General features: G+C 35.7%; 16 protein-coding genes. 13 read left to right on the top strand and 3 right to left on the bottom strand.

All coding sequences use genetic code 11. The annotated features are described in order from the left end of the window. Positions 1 to 162: 162 nt before the first annotated feature. Positions 163 to 1,815 carry a solute:sodium symporter family transporter gene (locus B2Z27_RS12290; protein ID WP_286813868.1) on the top strand — a complete coding sequence of 551 codons (1,653 nt, stop codon included), beginning with the start codon at positions 163 to 165 and terminating at the stop codon, positions 1,813 to 1,815. A gap of 503 nt (positions 1,816 to 2,318) precedes the next feature. Here B2Z27_RS12290 and B2Z27_RS12285 read toward each other — a convergent pair. Both B2Z27_RS12285 and B2Z27_RS12280 read right to left on the bottom strand, forming a co-directional pair. After that, complete coding sequence (locus tag B2Z27_RS12285; protein WP_286813867.1) at positions 2,319 to 3,929, bottom strand: RagB/SusD family nutrient uptake outer membrane protein; 1,611 nt, start codon at positions 3,927 to 3,929, stop codon at positions 2,319 to 2,321. A 19-nt stretch (positions 3,930 to 3,948) separates the two neighbouring features. Beyond that, on the bottom strand, positions 3,949 to 7,071 hold the full coding sequence (locus B2Z27_RS12280; RefSeq protein ID WP_286813866.1) for a SusC/RagA family TonB-linked outer membrane protein: 3,123 nt from the start codon (positions 7,069 to 7,071) through the stop codon (positions 3,949 to 3,951). Positions 7,072 to 7,394: 323 nt separating this feature from the next. On the opposite strand from B2Z27_RS12280, the gene B2Z27_RS12275 reads away from it, so the two are divergent. The 7 genes from B2Z27_RS12275 to B2Z27_RS12245 are packed head-to-tail and all read left to right on the top strand — an operon-like array spanning position 7,395 to position 15,835. After that, the gene (locus B2Z27_RS12275; protein ID WP_286813865.1) at positions 7,395 to 8,417 is read left to right on the top strand and encodes a LacI family DNA-binding transcriptional regulator; all 1,023 of its coding nucleotides are present in this window, start codon (positions 7,395 to 7,397) and stop codon (positions 8,415 to 8,417) included. A gap of 13 nt (positions 8,418 to 8,430) precedes the next feature. After that, entirely contained in the window at positions 8,431 to 9,093 is a 663-nt protein-coding gene (pgmB, locus tag B2Z27_RS12270; RefSeq protein WP_286813864.1) for a beta-phosphoglucomutase, read from the top strand. Positions 9,094 to 9,145: 52 nt separating this feature from the next. Next, on the top strand, positions 9,146 to 11,449 hold the full coding sequence (locus B2Z27_RS12265; protein WP_286813863.1) for a glycoside hydrolase family 65 protein: 2,304 nt from the start codon (positions 9,146 to 9,148) through the stop codon (positions 11,447 to 11,449). Between the two features lie 38 nt (positions 11,450 to 11,487). Continuing rightward, positions 11,488 to 13,263, top strand: coding sequence for an alpha-amylase family protein (locus B2Z27_RS12260; RefSeq protein WP_286813862.1), 1,776 nt, complete (start codon positions 11,488 to 11,490; stop codon positions 13,261 to 13,263). Between the two features lie 58 nt (positions 13,264 to 13,321). Continuing rightward, positions 13,322 to 14,014 carry a glycerophosphodiester phosphodiesterase gene (locus tag B2Z27_RS12255; RefSeq protein WP_286813861.1) on the top strand — a complete coding sequence of 231 codons (693 nt, stop codon included), beginning with the start codon at positions 13,322 to 13,324 and terminating at the stop codon, positions 14,012 to 14,014. Next, positions 14,014 to 15,294 carry an NAD(P)/FAD-dependent oxidoreductase gene (locus tag B2Z27_RS12250; RefSeq protein ID WP_286813860.1) on the top strand — a complete coding sequence of 427 codons (1,281 nt, stop codon included), beginning with the start codon at positions 14,014 to 14,016 and terminating at the stop codon, positions 15,292 to 15,294. The genes B2Z27_RS12255 and B2Z27_RS12250 overlap by 1 nt, the downstream gene beginning before the upstream one ends. Before the next feature lies 1 nt (position 15,295). Further along, positions 15,296 to 15,835, top strand: coding sequence for a DUF1697 domain-containing protein (locus B2Z27_RS12245; RefSeq protein ID WP_286813859.1), 540 nt, complete (start codon positions 15,296 to 15,298; stop codon positions 15,833 to 15,835). Here B2Z27_RS12245 and B2Z27_RS12240 read toward each other — a convergent pair. After that, the gene (locus tag B2Z27_RS12240; RefSeq protein WP_286813857.1) at positions 15,832 to 16,305 is read right to left on the bottom strand and encodes a TspO/MBR family protein; all 474 of its coding nucleotides are present in this window, start codon (positions 16,303 to 16,305) and stop codon (positions 15,832 to 15,834) included. The genes B2Z27_RS12245 and B2Z27_RS12240 overlap by 4 nt on opposite strands. A gap of 81 nt (positions 16,306 to 16,386) precedes the next feature. Between B2Z27_RS12240 and B2Z27_RS12235 the strand changes: the two genes are divergently transcribed. From B2Z27_RS12235 to B2Z27_RS12215, 5 genes are all read left to right on the top strand, one after another. Then, the gene (locus tag B2Z27_RS12235; RefSeq protein WP_286813855.1) at positions 16,387 to 17,469 is read left to right on the top strand and encodes a diphosphomevalonate/mevalonate 3,5-bisphosphate decarboxylase family protein; all 1,083 of its coding nucleotides are present in this window, start codon (positions 16,387 to 16,389) and stop codon (positions 17,467 to 17,469) included. Between the two features lie 146 nt (positions 17,470 to 17,615). Further along, complete coding sequence (locus B2Z27_RS12230) at positions 17,616 to 18,554, top strand: mevalonate kinase family protein (protein WP_286813854.1); 939 nt, start codon at positions 17,616 to 17,618, stop codon at positions 18,552 to 18,554. A 12-nt stretch (positions 18,555 to 18,566) separates the two neighbouring features. Then, positions 18,567 to 19,472: a geranylgeranylglycerol-phosphate geranylgeranyltransferase gene (locus B2Z27_RS12225; RefSeq protein ID WP_071340437.1), complete on the top strand. Its 906-nt coding sequence runs from the start codon at positions 18,567 to 18,569 to the stop codon at positions 19,470 to 19,472. A 75-nt stretch (positions 19,473 to 19,547) separates the two neighbouring features. Further along, complete coding sequence (locus B2Z27_RS12220; RefSeq protein WP_071340436.1) at positions 19,548 to 20,390, top strand: pseudouridine synthase; 843 nt, start codon at positions 19,548 to 19,550, stop codon at positions 20,388 to 20,390. 34 nt (positions 20,391 to 20,424) lie between these two features. Beyond that, positions 20,425 to 21,489 carry a zinc-binding metallopeptidase family protein gene (locus tag B2Z27_RS12215; RefSeq protein ID WP_286813853.1) on the top strand — a complete coding sequence of 355 codons (1,065 nt, stop codon included), beginning with the start codon at positions 20,425 to 20,427 and terminating at the stop codon, positions 21,487 to 21,489. Positions 21,490 to 21,541: the final 52 nt, after the last annotated feature.

Raw genomic sequence — 21,541 nt, 5'->3', positions numbered from 1 at the left:
TATTTGTTAGGTTTATTTGCCAAAAGTAGACGTTAAAATTTAAAGAAATCGTTATAGTGTTCGTTGTAAAATGCGAATAATGAGATTTTGCCGCATCTTTTTAGAAGTAATGAAAATAATCCAATATATTTAACCTTGACTAAGTAACAAACAACTCAACAGATGATAGGCATATTTTCTTTCTTAGGCTTCACCATATTGGTAGCCGTAATTTCATATTTAGCAACTAGAACAACAGATGAGCAAACCTCAGATGGTTATTTTCTAGGGGGTCGAAGTTTAACGGCAGGCGTAATAGCTGGTTCATTATTATTGACCAATCTTTCTACAGAGCAAATTGTAGGGCTAAACGGTAGTGCATATACAGATGGTTTATCTGTAATGGCATGGGAAACCTTAGCGGCGATCGCAATTGTAGTAACAGCCATTTTTCTGTTGCCAAGATATTTAAAAGGTGGGTTGACAACCATACCGCAATTCTTGGCCAAAAGGTTTGATGTTACAACAAAGACCATTACCTCTGGTCTGTTTTTAACAGGGTATGTCGTAGTGTTGTTGCCTGTAATACTGTATTCAGGGTCGGTGGCGATTAGCGGTATGTTTGATGTGCCCACATTATTGGGGGTTTCTGATAGTACGGCATTAGTAATTTGTATATGGGGAATTGGATTGATAGGATCCGTATATGCGGTTTTTGGCGGATTGAAGGCTGTGGCTGTTTCAGATTCTATAAACGCAGTTGGTTTATTGATAGGTGGATTGTTGATTCCGATATTCGGATTAATGGCCATTGGGGATGGAAGTGTTTTCGGCGGACTTGATATTTTGGTAAGTGCGAATCCTGAAAGATTTGATTCTACGGGAAATCCAGGTCAAGAAGTACCTTTTGCAACTATTTTTACAGGAATGATGTTGGTACAGTTGTTTTATTGGGGTACCAACCAACAAATTATACAAAGGGCATTAGGGGCAAAAAACTTGGCCGAAGGTCAAAAAGGATTATTGTTGGCTTCATTTTTAAAAATATTAGGACCATTAATTTTGGTTTTACCGGGCATGATCGCATATCATTATTTTGATGGTGGTTTAGCTTCAAGTGATCTGGCTTACCCAGAATTGGTAAGAGCGGTTTTACCTAAGCCATTAGTTGGCTTCTTTGCAGCTGTATTGTTCGGTGCAATTTTAAGTTCTTTTAATAGTGTACTTAATAGTTCTGTAACCCTATTTGGTATTGACATCTACAAACAACATATTAACCCAGAGGCACCAGAAACTACGGTGGTAAAATACGGTAAGATTTTCGGGATATGTTTGGCGTTAGCGGCTATGTTCATAGCTCCGCTTATAGCAAATGCAGGAAGCTTGTTCAATTATTTGCAAGAAATCAACGGTATTTATAGCATACCTATTTTCACCATAATAGTTGTTGGATATTTGACTAAAAGAGTTCCGGCTATTGCCGCCAAAGTAGGTATTCTATCAGGTTCTGCATTATATATAATTAGTCAATTTTGGTTGAAGAATAAATTTGTAGATGCAGCATTGGCAGATGCTAATGCAAAAGGTATTACAGACCCTATGCAATTGAAATTGATTGAGGCTGATGCGTATCCTCATTTCTTACACATAATGGCGATATTGTTTGTGACCAATATTGTTATTATGTTAATTATTGGTGCTATTAAACCAAGAAAAGCACCTTTTGTTTTGGAGTATACGGATCAAGTATCCATTACACCGTATAAGTATGTGAATCAGGCAGGTATAGCTATTTGTTGTATTGTAATCGGCATTTACGTGTTCTTTGCAAAGTAAGAATTTTACAACTCATGAGTTAAATAGCCACATCAAGTATTTGATGTGGCTATTTTGATTTATTTGGTAGCTGACCTATGTTTCATTCTATTTCTTGATTAGTGTAGAATAGAAAGTATTCTTGTAAATGATATGATAGGTTGTATAACGCGAAAATACTTTAAAAACCGTACCATATTTTGTGGCAAATGGCTGGTGCTAAATTCAAGTCCTCTCTGCAATAAGTTCTTGTGAGCCATTGTTATCGGTATGAGAAAGAAATAATTTGTCGAGATAGAATGCTATGTAATAGCAAATATAACTGTAGGCAATAATAGGGAAAGATCTTTTTTTTGGTGTAGTGAGTAATATTTCCATTGAATTTAGCCAACCTGGTTTGTAATTAGATATTAGCTAAAGAAATCTTACAGCTCAATTTGTTCAAATAGCGTATTATATAAATAAAAAAAGCCTCCAATATGAAATTGGAGGCCTTTTCAACTTAAACTAAAAATTATGTTTGCTTAGTATCCTGGGTTCTGTACTAAGTTAGGGTTTGCAAGCAATTGAGCTTGTGGTATTGGGAACACATTGTAATCATCATTATTGATGGTTCCTTCGGCTTTAAATAACCAATCTCTACCAAATTGACCAAAGCGAATTAGGTCATTACGTCTCCAAGCTTCTTGGTACAATTCTCTACCTCTTTCATCTAAAATATCTTGCTCAGATACAGTACCTAATAATTCTTGAGTGTTACGTATAGTTCTTAACTCATTGATCATTGCCGTAGGGTCACCACCACTTCTAAACATAGCTTCCGCTTTCATCAAATGAGCATCAGCATATCTAAATACGATTTGGTGACTAATAGAAGCTTCTCCATTTCTAGCAGCATACTTCTGAATACGTATACCTGTAGTTTCATCATTGTTAATAAAGTTTACGTTACCCGCACCATCTTTAAAGTCTCTTTTGAAAGTAAGGGGAGCTCCTTGTCTATCTTGTAATGGAGTTCCGTCTAGGTCATATTGTTGGTTGATAAGAAAACCATATCCAACATTTGACCCATCTACAAATCCGTTGTTATCAGATGCGTATGGTTGACCTGCAAAAGGAGTACCTATAGTTGGTACACCACCTCTACGTTCTTCTTGTCCGTCAACAGGATTTTGATCTGCATCTAATTCATTTGATTCTGCATCACCTTCAAATAGGTCGTAAAACTCAGCAAGTGTACTAAAACCGTTCCAGCCACCACCTTGTATGCTTGTACTGTTGTAGTGAAGTCCCATAACAATTTTGTTAATGGTATTTGCTTCTAAAGCCCAAATAGTTTCAGTGTCTGCATCTGGTAAGAAAAGGTCAAAGTAGCCTTCTTGCAGTGCATAACCTTCAGCTGTAATTTCATCAACTAAAGAGATTACTTCTGCCATATCTGAAGCTTCTGGAGCTGTGCCAAGATAAATATGCTTGTTCAAAAGAACTTTAGCTTTTAAATATCTTGCAGCGGCTTTACTTGCTCTTAAGTTAGCTTCGCCACTACCTGCAGGTGTAGCAGGGGCATTTGCAATAGCCGTATCTATATCGGCAAGAATGAAATCCAATGCTGCTTGACCCGCAAGTACTTCAGGTACAGAAGAAGATGGTAATTCGGTATCTCTATAAGGAACTTGACCAAAGTTGTCCAATATAACCCACATGCTATACGCTCTTATGAAGCTAGCATCTCCAATGTTGGTGGTAGATGGGTTACTTCTTGAATCTAAAACCTGAGAAGCTTGTAATTGGTTTCCATTCCATAATTGAAAAACGTTTACAATAAAAGAGTGCTGACCGTTCCAATCATGTGTATGTAGAACTCTCCAAAGTCCATTATCACCCCAGTCACCTCCACGCGTAGGAATCAAATGCTCATCTGAAGTTACTTCTTGAAGTGCAAAATAGTTGTCTTGACCAGCATACTGTCCGGCAAGTGATCCATATAGATTCGTAACCGTAGAAGAAGGATCGGCCAAGCCTTGAAATCCTTCTGAAATGATCGAATCTGTTTCTTCTATTTCTAGGTCGGTACAGGAAGAAACCCCTACCAACGATAGAATAGAAAGTGTTAAGATTTTAAAATTATTTTTCATGATATACAATTTTTTTTAATTAAAATGATGCATTAATACCAAAAGTGAATGTTCTTGGTCTTGGGTAAGAACCATAATCAATTCCTCTTGATGGTACACCAGAACCTAAATCACCAGTATTAGCTGTAACCTCTGGGTCTAAACCACTATAATCAGTGATCAAGAAAAGGTTTTGCCCGGTAATTGAAAAACGTAAAGAATTTAATGCTCCTTCGCCAGATAATGGTACGTTATAACCTATGCTAGCATTTTGGAAACGTACAAAATCACCTTTTTCCAAGAAACGTGTAGAAGCATCTGCAGAAGCTCCTGGGTCTTCACCACTAGTCAATACATTTTGTGTTACGTTTCTAGAGTTAGAAAGTGCACCGGCTGTAAAGTATGCGTTTTCAGTGTTATTGTATACTGAGAATCCAAACTGACCTTGGAAGAATACAGAAGCATCAAAATCCTTAACTTTTAAGTTTAAGCTTAAACCTGTAGTAATATCTGGTAAAGCATCTTCACCAACAAAGGTCTTGTCTTGGAAAGGATCACCAACACCATTACCATCTATGTCTTGGTATGTTGGAGTACCTGCACTATCAAAACCAGTGAAGATTGGTAAAAAGTAAGAATACAATGATTGTCCTGAAGCAAAACGCTGTGCAAATGCACCTGTTAAACCAGGACCGTTAATTTCACCCGTGTCAATAAGTCCATCAAAATTTTGAACCTCATTGTCGTTATAGGCAATATTAAAATCTGCGGAAAAAGTAGCGTCATCAGTTCTTACAAAATCGTAAGCCAATGCAAATTCAATACCTTGGTTAATGATACTGGCATCAACATTCTGGAACTGGAACGGGTCAACTGCAGGTGCGGCTGGTGGAGTCTGTAAAAGAACATCTGTAGTTTCAGTTCTATAGATATCAATACTACCACTTAAACGATCATTGTTGAACCCAAAATCCAAACCAGCATTTAAGTTAAAAGAAGATTCCCATTTTAAGTCTGGTCTATCTGTAGCAACAATTGCTGTACCATTTGCGTTAATTTCAAGATTTTGTTGAACTGTTAAATCTGAGAAACGTTGTCTTGCTACGAAGTTACCGTAACCTAAACCATCTTGGTTACCAGTGATACCTGCACTTAAACGTAATTTAAGGGTAGATACGTTTTCGCCAACAAAATCTTCCTCGTTCATTTTCCATGCAAATGCACCGGAAGGGAAATATCCGTATTGATTTTCAGGACCAAATCTGGAAGAACCATCAGCTCTCATTGTTGCTGTAAATAAATATTTATCGTTCAACGTATAATTCAATCTTGCAAAGAAAGACTGTAGCTCATCGGTATTGTCAAAAGAATTTGTAAAGACAGAAGTAACAGCGCTGTTAAGGCTTCTTCCTAATTCTTCTTGAGCTACAACCGTTGGTAATAATCTATTGATTAAAACTCCATTAGTGTTGGGAGCATAATACGCTTGTTGGTAAGATCCGGTTACTGCATTCTGTAAGTCGTTAACCGCACTTCTTAAATCTCTTCCCATAGCATTTAAGTCACTAGTAGAATAACCTCTACCGCCTGCATTAAAACCAAAAGTTTGGAAATCTTGGTAGCCAAAACCAACTAATGCCTCTAAACTAGAATTTTCAAATTCTTTGTTGTAGTTCACAGTTGCCTCTAAAGTTTTATTGTTTCTTTCTAAAACACCATAGTTTCCACGTCCTATATCCGTAACACCATTAATGTTGTTGATGTCCTTTGAGATAACAGATGTGTTAGAAGCTTCAGAAATGTCCAAACCTGCATTTAATTTGGCAGAAATTTCAGGGGTAAAATTGTATTGAACAGAACCGTTTAAAAGGTATCTGTTTGTATTGGTGATGTTCTGAGTATTGTCAAGTGCATTTTGCGGGTTAACATTTAAACCACCTGCATTAAAGTTTGAGCTAGCTGGCCATGTTGGGTTAGCGGCATAAGCACCACCTAAAACATCACCTGCAGCACCTGCCTGTGCACTAATTGGTGCTTGAGAATCATTAATACGTGCAATAGACATTTGTAGTCCTAAAACTAATTTGTCTTCTAAAAATCTTTGGTTAAGATTTAATCTACCTGTAATTCTTTCTAAATCGGAATTTTCAACGATACCAAATTGCTTGCCGTATCCAAAAGTAGCCCTTACGTTACCACTACCGTAGTTTTTAGAATAAGAAAGGTTTTGGTTTTGAGAAGCAGTTGATCTCAATACCACTTGTTGCCAATCTGTATTAGCTCCAAAATTTACCGCACTCGCATCACCACCTACAGAAGTTACACCAGATAAAAATTCAGATGCATCTAAAAGATCAAAAGTATTGGCAGCCTTAGATATGCTTAAAGAGCTAGAGAAGTCCCACACGCCTTGGCTACTTCCTTTACCACTCTTAGTAGTAATAATAACAACACCGTTAGCACCACGCGAACCGTAGATTGCCGTTGCTGATGCATCTTTTAAAATACTGATGCTTTCAATATCATTTGGGTTAATAAAGTTCAATGGGTTTTTAACGGCACTTTGACCAAAACCGGTCTCACCTTGTGGAGATGTATCTCCTCCACCCAATGGAACACCATCTACCACGAATAATGGGTTGTTATTGGCACGTACAGAGTTAGAACCTCTAATGTTAATTTGAATACCGGCTCCAGGCTCACCACTTGTTTCTTGAATGTTGACACCTGCAGTTTTACCTTGTATCAGTTGTTCTGGTGAAGCAATGTTACCACCGTTAAAATCTTCCGCAGTAACCGCTGTTACGGATCCGGTTGCATCTTTTACGGTAGTTGTACCATAACCAATAATTACAACCTCTTCCAATGCTTCAGCATCTTCTTCTAAAGTAAAATTGATTGAAGTTCTACCGTTTACCGCTACTTCTTGAGTCTTGTAGCCAATATAACTTACAATAAGTACTGCACCTTCTTCAGCGGTCAAAGTATAATTACCGTCAAAATCGGTTTGTGTACCGTTCGTAGTCCCCTTTACAAGAACACTAGCTCCTGGTAAAGGTCCACTTGCATCTGAAACAGTTCCAGATACTTCTTGTGCCTGCAAGAATCCGAAGCATAAAAATGCTCCAAGAACCAACAGACTTTTTAGGAATGTAATCTTCATAAATTGTTAATTTAAGTTGAGTTAATTTAATTTCAATTGTTAAAAATATGCAAAAAGGCGTGTTGTTAATGTAAAGTGTAAAGCTAAATAGTTACGAAAACGGTTTCGTGTTGATAACTTTTAATTTTTGCGAGTATAATGAATGTCAAAGGGGGGTTTTTATTATATTCATAATTATATATCTGTATTAATGTGAAAATATGATTATCCTGCAAATATATAAAAAATAGATTTTTGAATATATTTACCGTTTTCATCTCCGTAGTAAACTTTAGCTTTTAGAAAAGATTAAGTTCTTATCTTAAATTTTTAAACCTTCTATCTTGAAACCAAAAATTACTTTAAAAGACATTGCTAGAGAGCTAGACGTATCTATTTCTACAGTTTCCAAAGCGTTAAAGAATAGCAAGGAAATCAGTAAGGAAACTAAGGATAAAATAAAGGCTTTTGCAAAATTCTATAATTATAGACCAAATAATATTGCTCTTAGTTTAAAGAATAAAAGAACAAAGAATATTGGTGTTGTTATTCCAGATATAGTGCATCATTTTTTTACTACGGTTTTTAGGGGTATTGAGAAATATGCGAATGCTATGGGGTATAATGTCATAGTATGCATTTCCGATGAGTCTTATGATAAAGAGGTCATAAATATGGAAATGTTGGCAAATGGAAGTATTGATGGTTTTATTCTTTCATTAAGCGCTGAAACACAAAAAAAGAACGATTTTACCCATTTAAAAGAATTGCTTGATCAAGGGATCCCAATAGTACTTTTTGATCGTATAACTTCTGAAATAGATTGTGATAAAGTTATTTTAAACGATTTTGAAGCTGCCGGTGATTCCGTAACACATTTTGTTAAGGCTGGTGCAAAAAAAATAGCTTTAATAACCACAGAAAAATATTTTAATGTAAGCGAAAGTAGAAAGGAAGGTTATTTAGCAGCTTTGAAATTAAATAATATAGCATTAGATGATCGTTTAATTTTAACACTTCCCCATGATCGGGATAATACAAATTTAATAACCGAATTTTTTCAGAATAACGATGTTGATGCAGTATTATGTGTTAATGAGATATTTGCTATTCAATGTATGAGTATTCTTCAACAAATTGGTTTTAATATACCTGAAGATATATCGATCATAGGGTTTACTGACGGAATTCTTTCAAAGTTTTCATCCCCTAAATTAAGTACTGTGGCGCAGCATGGTGAGAAAATGGGAGAACTAGCGGCCAAACTATTGATCCAAAGAATGGAATCTGTAGAATTAGTAGAGGAGCCATTTAAGACAGAAGTTATTAATGCAACTTTGGTAAAACGGGGTTCAACAATTAATTAATAGTTATAATACAATGGGTAAAGTAGGTTTTATATTTGATTTGGACGGTGTTATTGTGGATACCGCTAAATATCATTATTTGGCATGGCGTAAGCTGGCAAACGAATTGGGTTTTGAATTTACCAAAGAACAAAATGAACTTTTTAAGGGCGTAAGTAGAAAAAGGTGTTTGGAAATTCTTTTGGATATAGGAAATGTCAAGGCAACACAAAAACAATTCGATACTTGGATGATAGAGAAGAATGTAGATTACCTCGCCTATATTGAAAAGATGGACGCTAGTGAAATTCTACCAGACGTACCAAGGGTATTAAATTTTTTAAAGGAAAGAAATATTCCTATTGCCTTGGGTTCTGCCAGTAAAAATGCGAAACCTATATTGGAAAAAGTAGGTCTGTTATCATATTTTGATAGCATTGTAGATGGTAACAACGTTACCAAAGCAAAACCAGACCCAGAAGTGTTTTTAATTGCCGCGGACAACCTAAAAGTTAAACCGGAATTATGTGTGGTTTTTGAAGATGCCGTAGCGGGTATTCAAGCGGCTAATGCGGCAGATATGGTCAGCATTGGAATTGGGGATCCAGATATTCTTAAGGAAGCACAGTATAATTTTAAGGATTTCACAGAAATAGATAATCAGTTTTTGGAATTATTATTAAATAAAAATAAATAAAGATAGCTATAGCTAGTTGCTTTATTTTTGATCGTAACACAACAAGAAACTAATGAATCAAGATTATATAAAACCAGATAAATGGTGCATTATTGAAGAAGGGTTTGATAAGGAAAATGTCAAATCCTCTGAAAGTATTTTTAGCATCGGTAACGGCGCCATGGGGCAACGTGCCAATTTTGAGGAAACCTATTCAGGAGATACTTTTCAAGGTAGTTATATTGCCGGGGTCTATTATCCAGATAAGACCAGGGTAGGTTGGTGGAAAAATGGTTACCCGGAGTATTTTGCCAAGGTTTTAAATGCACCTAATTGGATTGGCATCAACATTAAAATAAATGGCGAAGAATTAGATTTAGCCACTTGCAAAAAAGTTTCGAATTTTAGACGGGAGTTAAATATGAAAGAAGGCGTGTATACACGTAGCTTTTTGGCGGTAACTTCAAATAATGTGGAAATTGAAGTGGTGGTAAAACGATTTTTGAGTTTGGAGATAGATGAAGTAGGTGCTATTTCATATCAAATCAAAGTATTGAATGCCAATGCATCCTTGGTGTTTGAGCCATATCTTGACAGTGGTATTACCAATGAGGACAGTAATTGGGACGACAAATTTTGGAATACCACAAATGTAAGTATCGAGGAAAATCGTGGGTTTATTGAAGCGCACACTATGAAAACGGAATTTAAGACCTGCACCTTTATGCAGGCTTCTTTAGATTATGAGGGTGCCACAGTTGTAGGTGTTGCATCGGAAAAGACGGATAATTTCGTTTCATTGAAATTTGAACAAGAGGTAGATTCTAACACAACTGTAACTTTAACAAAGTTTGGTGGTTATACCGTTACACGAAATCACCCAAACGACGCGTTGAAGCAAGTTGCTTATAATAAACTCAGTGAAGTAAGTGAAATTGGCTTTGAAGGGCTTTTACAAAAACAGAAAGAGGCTTGGGCGGCAATTTGGGAAATGAGTGATATTGTCATTGAAGGTGATATAAAAGCGCAGCAAGGAATTCGTTTTAATATTTTTCAATTGAACCAAACGTACTTGGGGACCGATTCTACCTTAAATATAGGACCTAAAGGTTTTACCGGTGAAAAATATGGTGGTAGTACGTATTGGGATACAGAGGCATATTGTATTCCTTTCTATATGGCTACCAAAGATGATAAAGTGGCTAGAAAACTATTAAAGTATCGCTACAATCATTTAGAAAAGGCTATTGAAAATGCTAAGAAATTAGGCTTTTCAAACGGTGCGGCATTATATCCAATGGTGACTATGAATGGTGAGGAATGCCATAATGAATGGGAAATTACCTTTGAGGAAATACATAGAAATGGAGCCATAGCCTTTGCAATTCACAACTATTTTAGATATACCGGTGATTATAGCTACATACCAGAAATGGGCTTAGAGGTTTTAATAGGCATTTCAAGGTTTTGGCATCAGCGTGTTAATTTGTCAAAAGACAAGAATAAATATGTAATGTTAGGGGTTACGGGGCCTAATGAGTATGAGAATAATGTCAATAATAACTGGTATACCAACTATTTGGCAAAATGGTGTATAAACTATACGCTGACCCAATTAGATAAGGTTAAGAGCGGTTATCCGGATGATTACCATAGGGTTGTGGGCAAAACCAAACTTACCGATAGGGAATGTGAAAAGTGGAAGAAGGTTGCCAATAAAATGTATTTCCCTTATTCAAAGGAATATGGTGTTTTCTTGCAACAAGATGGCTTTTTGGATAAAGAATTGGTTAAAGTGGATGATTTGCCAAAATCTGAAAGACCTATTAACCAAAAATGGAGTTGGGATCGTATTTTAAGATCACCTTATATAAAACAGGCAGATGTGCTGCAAGGTTTTTATTTCTTTGAAGAGGATTTCTCTACAGAGGACCTGGAGAGACATTTTGATTTCTACGAACCTTTTACCGTTCATGAATCTTCCTTGTCCCCTTGTGTGCACAGTATTCAGGCAGCTAAATTGGGAAGAATGGAGCAAGCATATAATTTTTATTTAAGAACATCTAGATTAGATTTAGATGATTATAATAAGGAGGTAGAAGAAGGCTTGCACATTACGTCTATGGCCGGTACTTGGATGAGTATTGTTGAAGGTTTTGGTGGTATGCGTGTGGTAAACGATAAATTATCGTTTAAACCTCAGATTCCAAATCAGTGGAATGCATATTCATTTAAGGTTAATTTTAGAAATCGGATCATAAAAGTGAACGTAACCGCTGATTGTACCACTTTTCAATTAATTGGAACAAAAGAAGTTTCTATTCGTGTCAATGGTAAAAAAGTAGAGTTGTTTCCAGATGAGTTGATCACCGTATAATTTCTTGTTGAAGTTAGTACTAAAAATTAAAATGCCCCATGAATCATAAAATTGTTATTTACCATGTATTTACCAGGTTGTTCGGAAATACGAATACCAATAATAAGCCTTGGGGCACTATTGAGGAGAATGGAGTAGGCAAGTTTGCTGATTTTAATAAAAAGGCACTAACGGAAATTAAGAATTTGGGTGTTACCCACATTTGGTATACCGGGGTGCCGCATCATGCCGTAATAAATGATTATACTGAAATAGGAATATCAAATGATGATCCAGATGTAGTCAAGGGCAGGGCTGGTTCTCCTTATGCTGTTAAGGACTATTACAATGTTAACCCAGATTTGGCTAAAAATCCATCAAATAGGTTAAAAGAGTTCAAGTCACTTATTGAGCGTACACATAAGGCCGGCATGAAGGTGATTATAGATATTGTGCCTAATCATGTAGCTAGAAAGTATGAGGGGAAAACTAATCCAAAGGGTGTTTCTGATTTTGGATTTGGAGATGATACATCCGTAGAGTATCAAAAGGACAATAACTTTTATTACATCCCGGGGACGGAATTTAAAACCCCACAATGGCAAGATGGTTATATTCCCTTAGGTGGTGATGCTCCAAATTTTTCCTATCCAAAATTAAAAGAAATTCCTGCAAAGTGGACCGGTAATGGTTCTCGTAGTCCGCAACCGGATATGAACGATTGGTATGAAACTGTACGCATCAATTATGGGGTAAGACCAGATGGTGGACTGGATTTTGATATGCTGCCAAACGATTATGGAGAAAAAGACCATAAAGAACATTTTGAGTATTGGAAGAAAAAAGTAGTGCCAAGTTCTTGGAGAAAATTTAAGGATATTGCTTTGTATTGGTTACATATGGGTGTTGACGGTTTTAGGTATGATATGGCAGAAATGGTCCCTGTAGAATTCTGGAGTTATATGAACTCATCTATTAAAATGAAAAATCCCGATGCTTTTTTAATGGCAGAAGTCTATAATCCAGATTTGTATAGAACATACATTCATAAGGGAAAAATGGACTATCTATATGATAAAGTGGATTTTTATGATGGACTTAAACATATTATGAAAGGCTATGGTTGGTCTGATCACTTACCGGTTGTACAAAATGGTTTACGAGATATAGAGCATCATATGCTCCACTTTTTAGAAAACCATGATGAGCAACGTATTGCTAGTCCAGAATTTGTTGGTAATGCAGAAATTGGGAGACCGGCAATGGTTGTTTCCGCTACCATAAGTACATCGCCTACTATGATTTATTTTGGTCAAGAAGTAGGTGAGCCGGCAGCAGAACATGCAGGTTTTGGTAGTCCGTCAAGAACTTCTATTTTTGATTATATAGGTGTGCCGCATCACCAAAGGTGGGTCAATGATAAAAAATTTGATGGCGGCCAATCTAGCCCCAAAGAAGCCGCTTTGCGAGATTTTTACAAACGTTTGTTGAGCTTTACCATCAATAGTGAGGCTTTAATGGGTGCGTACAGAGAGATTCATTTCTACAATAAAGAAATTACCGAAAATTATAATCACCGTGTATTGTCCTATGTTCGTTGGTCGGAAAATCAAAAATTAATAATAGTCTCAAATTTTGATGTAAACGACCATTTTTCGTTCGACTTAAAAGTACCTGTAGATTTGGTGAATCTGTGGAAATTAAAAGAAGGAATTTATCCACTGCACGATGCTCTTTATGGTCATGTGAATTCTTTACGTATAGAAAATGGTGAAGGTCATATTTCAATTAACCTAAATCCTTTAGAATCCTTTATTTTTGAATTAAAATCATAAACCCATGCTTCATAGAACTATCCTGGCTTTTATTTGTTTAACCTTAGCATCATGTCATATGAAAAAAGAACCTTTAGTCATTGGTCATAGAGGAGCCATGGGCCACGAAACTGAAAATACCTTGCCATCCATTCAAAAGGCATTGGATCTTGGGGTTGATATGATAGAGATCGATGTTTTTAAAATAAAAAGTGGGGAAGTAGTAGTTTTTCATGATGATAAGCTTGATCGAATTACTAATGCACCTGGCAACATTGAAGATTATTATATAGTAGATTTAATGCAGGTAATTGTTGATGGGGGGCATAAAATACCCATGCTGCAAGAGGTATTAAAACTCATTGATAATAAAGTGGCATTAAACATAGAGCTAAAAGGTGCTGGTACGGCAGATAGGGTAAATCATATTATGAAGTATTACATTGAGCAGAAAAATTGGTCGCCCGATAATTTTATTATTTCCAGCTTTAATTGGGATGAGTTGAAAGATATGCGCAAATATAATTCTAATGTTGCCATTGCTGTATTAACGGAAGAAGACCCTTTAGAAGCAATACCAGTAGCAAAAGAGTTGAATGCTGTGGCCATTAATCCGTATTTCAAGAAATTAGATAAGGAAAAGGCCGAAGCAATACATGATGCCGGGTTTAAAATTTATACATGGACGGTAAATGAACCTGCAGATATTGAAGCAATGAAAAATGTAGGTGTAGATGGCATAATTACCAACTTTCCTGAACGAGTAAATTAATGCATGATGTTCTGGTCATTGGTGGCGGTGCAGCCGGTTTTTATGCAGCCATTCATATAGCTGAGAGTAGACCGCAAACCAAAATTGCAATTTTAGAGCGAGGTAAGGAAGTACTCACAAAGGTAAAAGTCTCTGGTGGTGGGCGTTGTAATGTAACCCATGCTGAATTTAATCCTGTAGATCTAAGCAAAAACTATCCACGGGGCCAAAAAGAGTTATTGGGTCCTTTTCATACCTACGCAAGTGGAGATACTATCGGATTTTTTGAGAAACGTGGCGTTGCCCTAAAAATTGAGGAAGATGGTAGAATGTTCCCGGTCACCAATTCCTCACAAACCATTATTGATTGTTTTCTTTCAGAGGCGGATAGATTAGGTGTTCAGGTAAAAACACTTTGTTCTGTAACGGGTATAGAGCAAATTAAAGAGGAGGAAGGAATAATATGGAAGGTTACCATTGGTGATGGTCATATGTATTGTAAAAAGCTCATTTTAGCTACTGGGAGCAATCCAAAAATGTGGAATTATGTACAAGCGTTAGGGCATAGTATTGTTCAGCCGGTTCCTTCGTTATTCACTTTTAATATTAAAGATGAGCGTATTTTGGATATTCCTGGTGTGGCTACACATGCAGAGGTCAAAGTGATACCTAAAAAGAATATTAGCAAAAAGAAAGGAAAACTAAAACTAGATACTGCCGTTTTAACTTCAGAAGGACCTTTGTTAATAACACATTGGGGTATGAGCGGACCCGCTATTTTAAAATTATCCGCTTGGGGAGCAAGAATTTTAGAGCAGTACAATTATCAGTTTAAAATACAGGTAAATTGGGCCCCGGAGTATCATCATGATGGGTTATTGGAATTATTTCTTAAGGTAAAGCAGGTAGAAAAGAAAACCGTTATAAGAACCAAGGTACTGGATATACCTAAGCGCCTGTGGGTTAATTTAGTGAAAGCCTCTAATATAGGTGATACCTTAACATGGCCCGAAGTTTCAAAACAACAGTTGTCAAATTTGGCGGCACAATTAACAGCGGGTATATTTCAAGTAAATGGAAAAAGCACTTTTAAAGAAGAATTTGTAACGGCAGGTGGTGTAGATTTAAAGGAAATCAACTTTAAGACTTACGAAAGTAAAATACTAACTAATCTTTATTTTGCTGGTGAAATTATAAATGTGGACGCTATTACTGGCGGATTCAATTTTCAGAATGCGTGGACTGGAGGTTATATTGCGGCCCAAGGTGTAGTTAACGATCTGAATACAAATATTGAATAATATGAACACCTATATTGCATTTTTAAGAGGCATTAATGTAAGTGGCAAGCATAAGATTCAAATGGCCGAGTTAAAAGAATTGCTCTCCAAGCAAAAATTGGAAGATGTTAAAACGTACATACAAAGTGGTAACGTGGTATTTAAAAGTGGATTGGAAAATTCCAAAGAATTAGAAAATCTGATATCTAAGGCAATTCTCAGCTATTTTAATTTTAACGTTCCTGTCATAGTGATGACCATTTCTAAATTAAAAGAAATATTAGATCGGAATCCGTTTAAATCAGATGATGAGAATTTGCAAAAACAAAATTACTTTGTTCTGCTGAATGAGATACCAAACGTAGAAGCTGTAGATAAGTTAAGCAAAGAGACATTTAAAACTGAAGATTTTTTAGTTACCAATGACTGTATGTATCTAAAATGTACAGCAGGTTATGGTAAAGCGAAATTGAATAATAATCTTGTTGAGCGTAAGTTGAAAGTTAAGGCAACTACTAGAAATTACAGGACAATGAATAAGCTGTTAGAACTGTCCAATTAGTTCAATTCCCATATTTTAAAATTTAGGGCCGTAGCAAAGCATACCCATAAGAAATATGGGGTCAATAGATATGCTGCAAATTTACTGACTACCTTAAACCATTTTATAGTAAGTGCCAGAACAATTAATAGCGCAACAATGATCAATAGGGCCAATAAGGGCTGTTTAAGTCCAAAAAAAACAATGCTCCATAAACCGTTTAAGAGTAATTGAAATCCAAAATGATAAAGTCCGGTCTTAACCCATTTATGGTGAAAACCTTTTGCCCAGACCCAACCAGCAGAAATACCCATCATAATGTAGAGTACACTCCAAACGGGGGCAAAAATCCAATTAGGTGGATTAAAACTTGGCTTGTTCAGTGTTAAATACCAGCAATTTACAGAGCTCTGCGTAACTACACTACTCAAGAAACCTATAGTAGAACATATTACAATGCCGATAAATATGTAGGTAAGCTTTCTTTTCAATTGGCTGGTGTTTAGCTCTAAAATAAGGATTTATTTTAATTGATAGCCCTAAAAACTATATTTGCACAAATTGAAAATTCAATGTCAGAAAAAGATTTTATTCCATCATCATACATTACATTGAAAGAAGAAGGTATTGTTGGGTATACATCACCTAGCAATATTGCATTGGTTAAATATTGGGGAAAAAGGGAGAATCAAATACCTGCCAATCCGTCTATAAGTTTTACGCTGGCCGCTTGTATGACCAAAACCAGTGTAGAATACAAGAAAAAAATAAGAAAGGATAACGAATTCTCTTTTGATCTATTTTTTGAAGATCAGCCAAAAGAAGAGTTTAAACCAAAGATTAAAACATTCTTAAAAAGGATAGAAAAATATCTACCTTTCTTAAAAGAATATCATTTGGTCATAAAAACATCAAATACATTTCCGCATAGTAGTGGTATTGCTTCATCTGCCAGTGGAATGTCTGCTTTAGCTTTATGTTTTATGGAAATGGAAAGGACTTTTTCGGCACCAATTACTGATGATTTTTTCAACAATAAGGTATCCTTTATATCACGCTTAGGGTCTGGAAGTGCATGCCGAAGTATTGAAGGTCCTTTGGTGCAGTGGGGAGAAACCTCTTCGGTTGAAGGTAGTTCAAATTTGTTTGGGGTTAAATATCCCTACAAAGTACATGATATTTTCAATAATTTTCATGATACCATTTTGTTGGTAGACAAAGGGGAGAAACAAGTAAGTAGTACAGTTGGTCATGAGCTTATGCATGGTCATCCGTTTGCATCGCAAAGATTTGAACAAGCTCATGAGAATTTAGATAAGCTGCGTACAATATTGGCAGAGGGTAACTTAAATGATTTTATTAGTATAGTAGAAAGCGAGGCACTTACTTTGCATGCTATGATGATGACTAGTCATCCTTATTTTATTTTAATGAAACCCAATACGCTTTCTATTATAAATGAAATTTGGAAGTTTAGACAAACATCCAATACCCATGTTTGTTTTACATTAGATGCAGGGGCAAATGTACATGTGCTATACCCTGAAAATGAAAAAGATATCGTTTTTCCGTTTATTAAAGAGAAGTTAATTTCTTTTTGTCAAAATGGGCAGTATATTTGTGATCGAATTGGTCTGGGTGCTAAGAAGTTGTAAATGATTTGCACACTATTTGTGTGCAACCTACGTTTGTAAAAAGAACGGTTTTACTATTTTGTTTAACCTTTTTGGGTAAAACGTTCAACTTTATGTGTTTCTTTGACTATATTTATATAAGTTCAATGCTTGCTTAGTTATTAAAAATGAAAGGACCTTTATTTTATTCAAAAATTCTTCTCTTCGGGGAGTATGGCATTATTAAAGATTCCAAAGGCTTATCCATACCTTATAATTTTTATAAAGGGGCCTTAAAATCTGACGCAAGTGTTTCTAAAGAAGCAACAAAATCTAACAAGAGTTTAGAGGCTTTTGCCCTGTATTTGGAAAAGTTGACCATAGATGAGCCTAAATTGGTATCATTTGATTTGGATACTTTAAAGTCGGATGTTGCAGCGGGTATGTATTTTGATAGTTCAATACCACAGGGGTATGGCGTAGGTAGTAGTGGTGCTTTGGTTGCAGCAATCTATGATAAGTATGCTAAACATAAAATTACCGTTCTTGAAAATTTAACCAGAGAGAAATTGTTGAAACTAAAAACGATATTCGGTAAAATGGAGTCGTTCTTCCATGGTAAGTCCTCTGGCCTTGATCCTTTGAACAGTTATTTAAGTTTGCCCATTCTCATTAACTCTAAGGATAATATTGAATCAACAAGTATTCCATCACAGAATGCAGAAGGTAAAGGAGCTGTATTTTTATTGGATAGCGGTATTATTGGTGAGACCGCTCCTATGATTCAGATTTTCATGGAGCAAATGAAGAATGATGGATTTAGAAGTATGTTGAAAAACCAATTTATAAAGCATACGGATGCTTGTGTAGAAGACTTTGTAAATGGCAACATAAAATCCCTGTTCGGTAATTTAAAACAGCTATCGCACGTAGTATTGGATAACTTTAAGCCAATGATACCGGCAAAGTTCCATGATTTATGGAAAAAGGGTATAGACACCAATGACTATTACCTAAAATTGTGTGGTTCAGGTGGTGGTGGCTACATATTAGGGTTTACAGAAGATTTGGAAAAAGCTAAAACTGCGTTAAAAGATTATAAACTGGAAGTAGTTTATAATTTTTAGGTAATTTCCATAATGCTTAATAGAAAAAATAAACTCTTACTGTTAAAGGTATTGAGTCTGTTTTCAGTAGTTAGGGGGTATAATATCTTAGTTATAGCTCTAGCTCAATATTTGGCATCTATTTATATACTTGCTCCTGAACTTCCGGTACGTAGAGTAGTATTGGATATTAATCTCTTTGTTATCGTATTGGCATCTGCTTTGGTTATTGCGGGTGGTTATATCATTAATAATTTTTATGATGCTGAAAAAGACCTCATAAATAAACCAAGAAAAAGTATGCTGGATCGTTTGGTAAGCCAACGGTTTAAGCTTACTACTTATTTTGTGTTGAATTTTATAGCGGTAATTGCGGCCAGTTATGTTTCATTTAAAGCTGTATTCTTTTTTTCCTCTTATATTTTTGGTATCTGGATCTACTCCCATAAGCTAAAAAGAATTCCGTTTTTAGGTAATTTTATTTCCGCCACATTAGCTATTACTCCTTTCTTTGTGGTGTTTATTTATTATAAGAATATACAGACGGTAATATTTGTGCATGCCGTATTTCTCTTTTTACTTATTCTTGCTCGAGAGATAATTAAGGATTTGGAAAATATCTCTGGTGACTTAGCACAGAATTATAGGACCATTCCTATTATTTATGGCGCAAGAACATCTAAACTAGTAATCTCATTTTTAATTCTTTTGACTTTAGTACCGTCGTTATTATTGATTTTTAGATTTGATGTAGGCCACATGAACATCTATTTTATAATATGTGTTCTTCTATTACTGTTGTTTATAGTCTTATTGTTTAGGGCCAAGGCACGTAAAGATTATGTTTGGTTGCATAATATTCTCAAATTGATCATAGTAATGGGGGTGTTCAGTATTCTTCTTATTGACATAGACTTAGTTTTAAATAGAATATTGTAGTTGTTGGTAATATGTTGCATATAACTATTTGAACCGCAATGCAATTTGCTACCTTTGTGCAAAATTGTTACAATTATGAGCAGGGATGATTCTAGTAGAGGTAAGAAACCGTCGGGTAGGCAAGGTGGTAATTTTAAAAAAAAGAGCTACGCCCGTGGTAATTCGCCCATTAAAAAAAATGTAACTCCAAGTAAGCCGCAAGATCCTAATTCAATTCGATTAAATAAATACGTGGCCAATTCTGGTGTATGTTCTAGGAGAGATGCCGATATATACATTGCCGCCGGTAGTGTAACAGTAAATGGTAAGCCTGTAACCGAAATGGGTTACAAGGTAAAGTTAAGCGATGAGGTAAAATTCGATGGTCAATTATTGAATCCGGTCAAAAGAGAATACGTACTACTTAACAAACCAAAAGACTTTGTTACCACCATTCGCGATGAAAGAGGTAAGAGACACGTTTCTGGATTAATATCAAGTGCTTCTAAGTCAAAATTACTTCCCGTTGATAAATTGGAAAAAGAACATACAGGTTTACTTTTGTTTACCAATGATGGTAATATGACCAAGACGTTAAAAAGCCCTATCAACGGTCTACGTAAAATATATCATCTAGTACTTGAGCAAGAATTACGAAGTGCTGATTTAAAGAAAATTCAGGAAGGGGTCGTTGTAGATGAAAAAGTAGTTCGTGTACAGGATATAAGTTTCATTGCAGATGCTCCCAAAAGGGAAGTTGGTATTGAAATTTATAGTTCTAGAAATAAAATTGTAGAGCGTTTGTTTGAAACCTTAGGATATAAAATCCAAAAATTGGATAGGGTAGTTTATGGTGGTCTTACCAAAAAAGATTTACCAAGAGGGCACTGGAGATATTTGACAGAACAAGAAATCATTAATTTCAAAATGATCAAATAGTACATGCTCCTTGTCTTAATAAAGGCTATAGGATATGAAATTATTTCAGTGTACCAATTGTAAGAGTACGGTTGTTTTTGAAAACAATACATGTTTAAACTGCGGTTTTAAACTGGGTTATTCATCATATTACAATAAAATTGTTTCTTTAGATCCAAGTGCCGCTACATGGCAGGTTAAGGAACTGGATGGAAAGACCTATGAATATTGTGAGAACTATAAGCACACGGTCTGTAACTGGTTGGTTGACGTTTCTAGAGATCGCAAATTCTGTCTTGCCTGTACCCTGAACAGAACAATTCCACATCTTTTAGATGATGATAATCTTAAAAAATGGAAACATATTGAGGTCGCGAAGCACAGATTGGTATATCAATTATTGCGTTTTAGACTACCGGTAGTTAGCAAAACAATAGATGATGATAAAGGTTTTTGCTTTGATTTTTTGGAGAAAGATGAGCTTCCAGAAGAATCAAAAGGATTAAAAACGGGTCATGCAAATGGTGTAATTACCCTTATGATAGCGGAAGCGGACCCTGTTGTTCGCGAGCAGGTAAAACAGCAAATGGCAGAGCGATATAGAACTTTACTCGGTCATTTTAGGCATGAGGTGGGACATTATTATTGGGATTTGCTAATTCGTGATAATCCGGAGGTATTAGCGGATTTTAGGAGCATTTTTGGTGATGAATCTCAATCATATGCAGATGCATTGACCACCCATTATAATAATGGTCCAAAGGCTAATTGGCAACAAAGTTTTATAAGTAAATATGCATCATCCCACCCTTGGGAAGATTGGGCAGAAACGTGGTCCCATTACTTACACTTAACCGATGTATTGGAAACCGCATATAATTTCGGTCTCAAATCAAATCCTAAAATAATTGCTAAGAAAAGCCTGAAAATGAATGCGGCTTTTGATCCATATACCGTTACTGATTTTAGTAGAATAATGGAAACAGGTATTCCCCTTTTATTTACACTTAATAGTATGAACCGTTCTTTGGGAGAAGACGATCCCTATCCGTTTATAATCTCAAAACCTGTAGAGAAAAAATTAGAGTTCATTCATAAATTGTTAAAAGGGATTTTATGAATTCATTAATTTTCTGAAAGAATAAGAGTTAGTATTTTATGCTATAGCATTA

Source organism: Maribacter sp. UBA3344, assembly GCF_002362375.1.
Taxonomy (GTDB): Bacteria; Bacteroidota; Bacteroidia; order Flavobacteriales; family Flavobacteriaceae; genus Maribacter; species Maribacter dokdonensis.
This window is presented reverse-complemented; position numbering and strand designations above follow the sequence as displayed.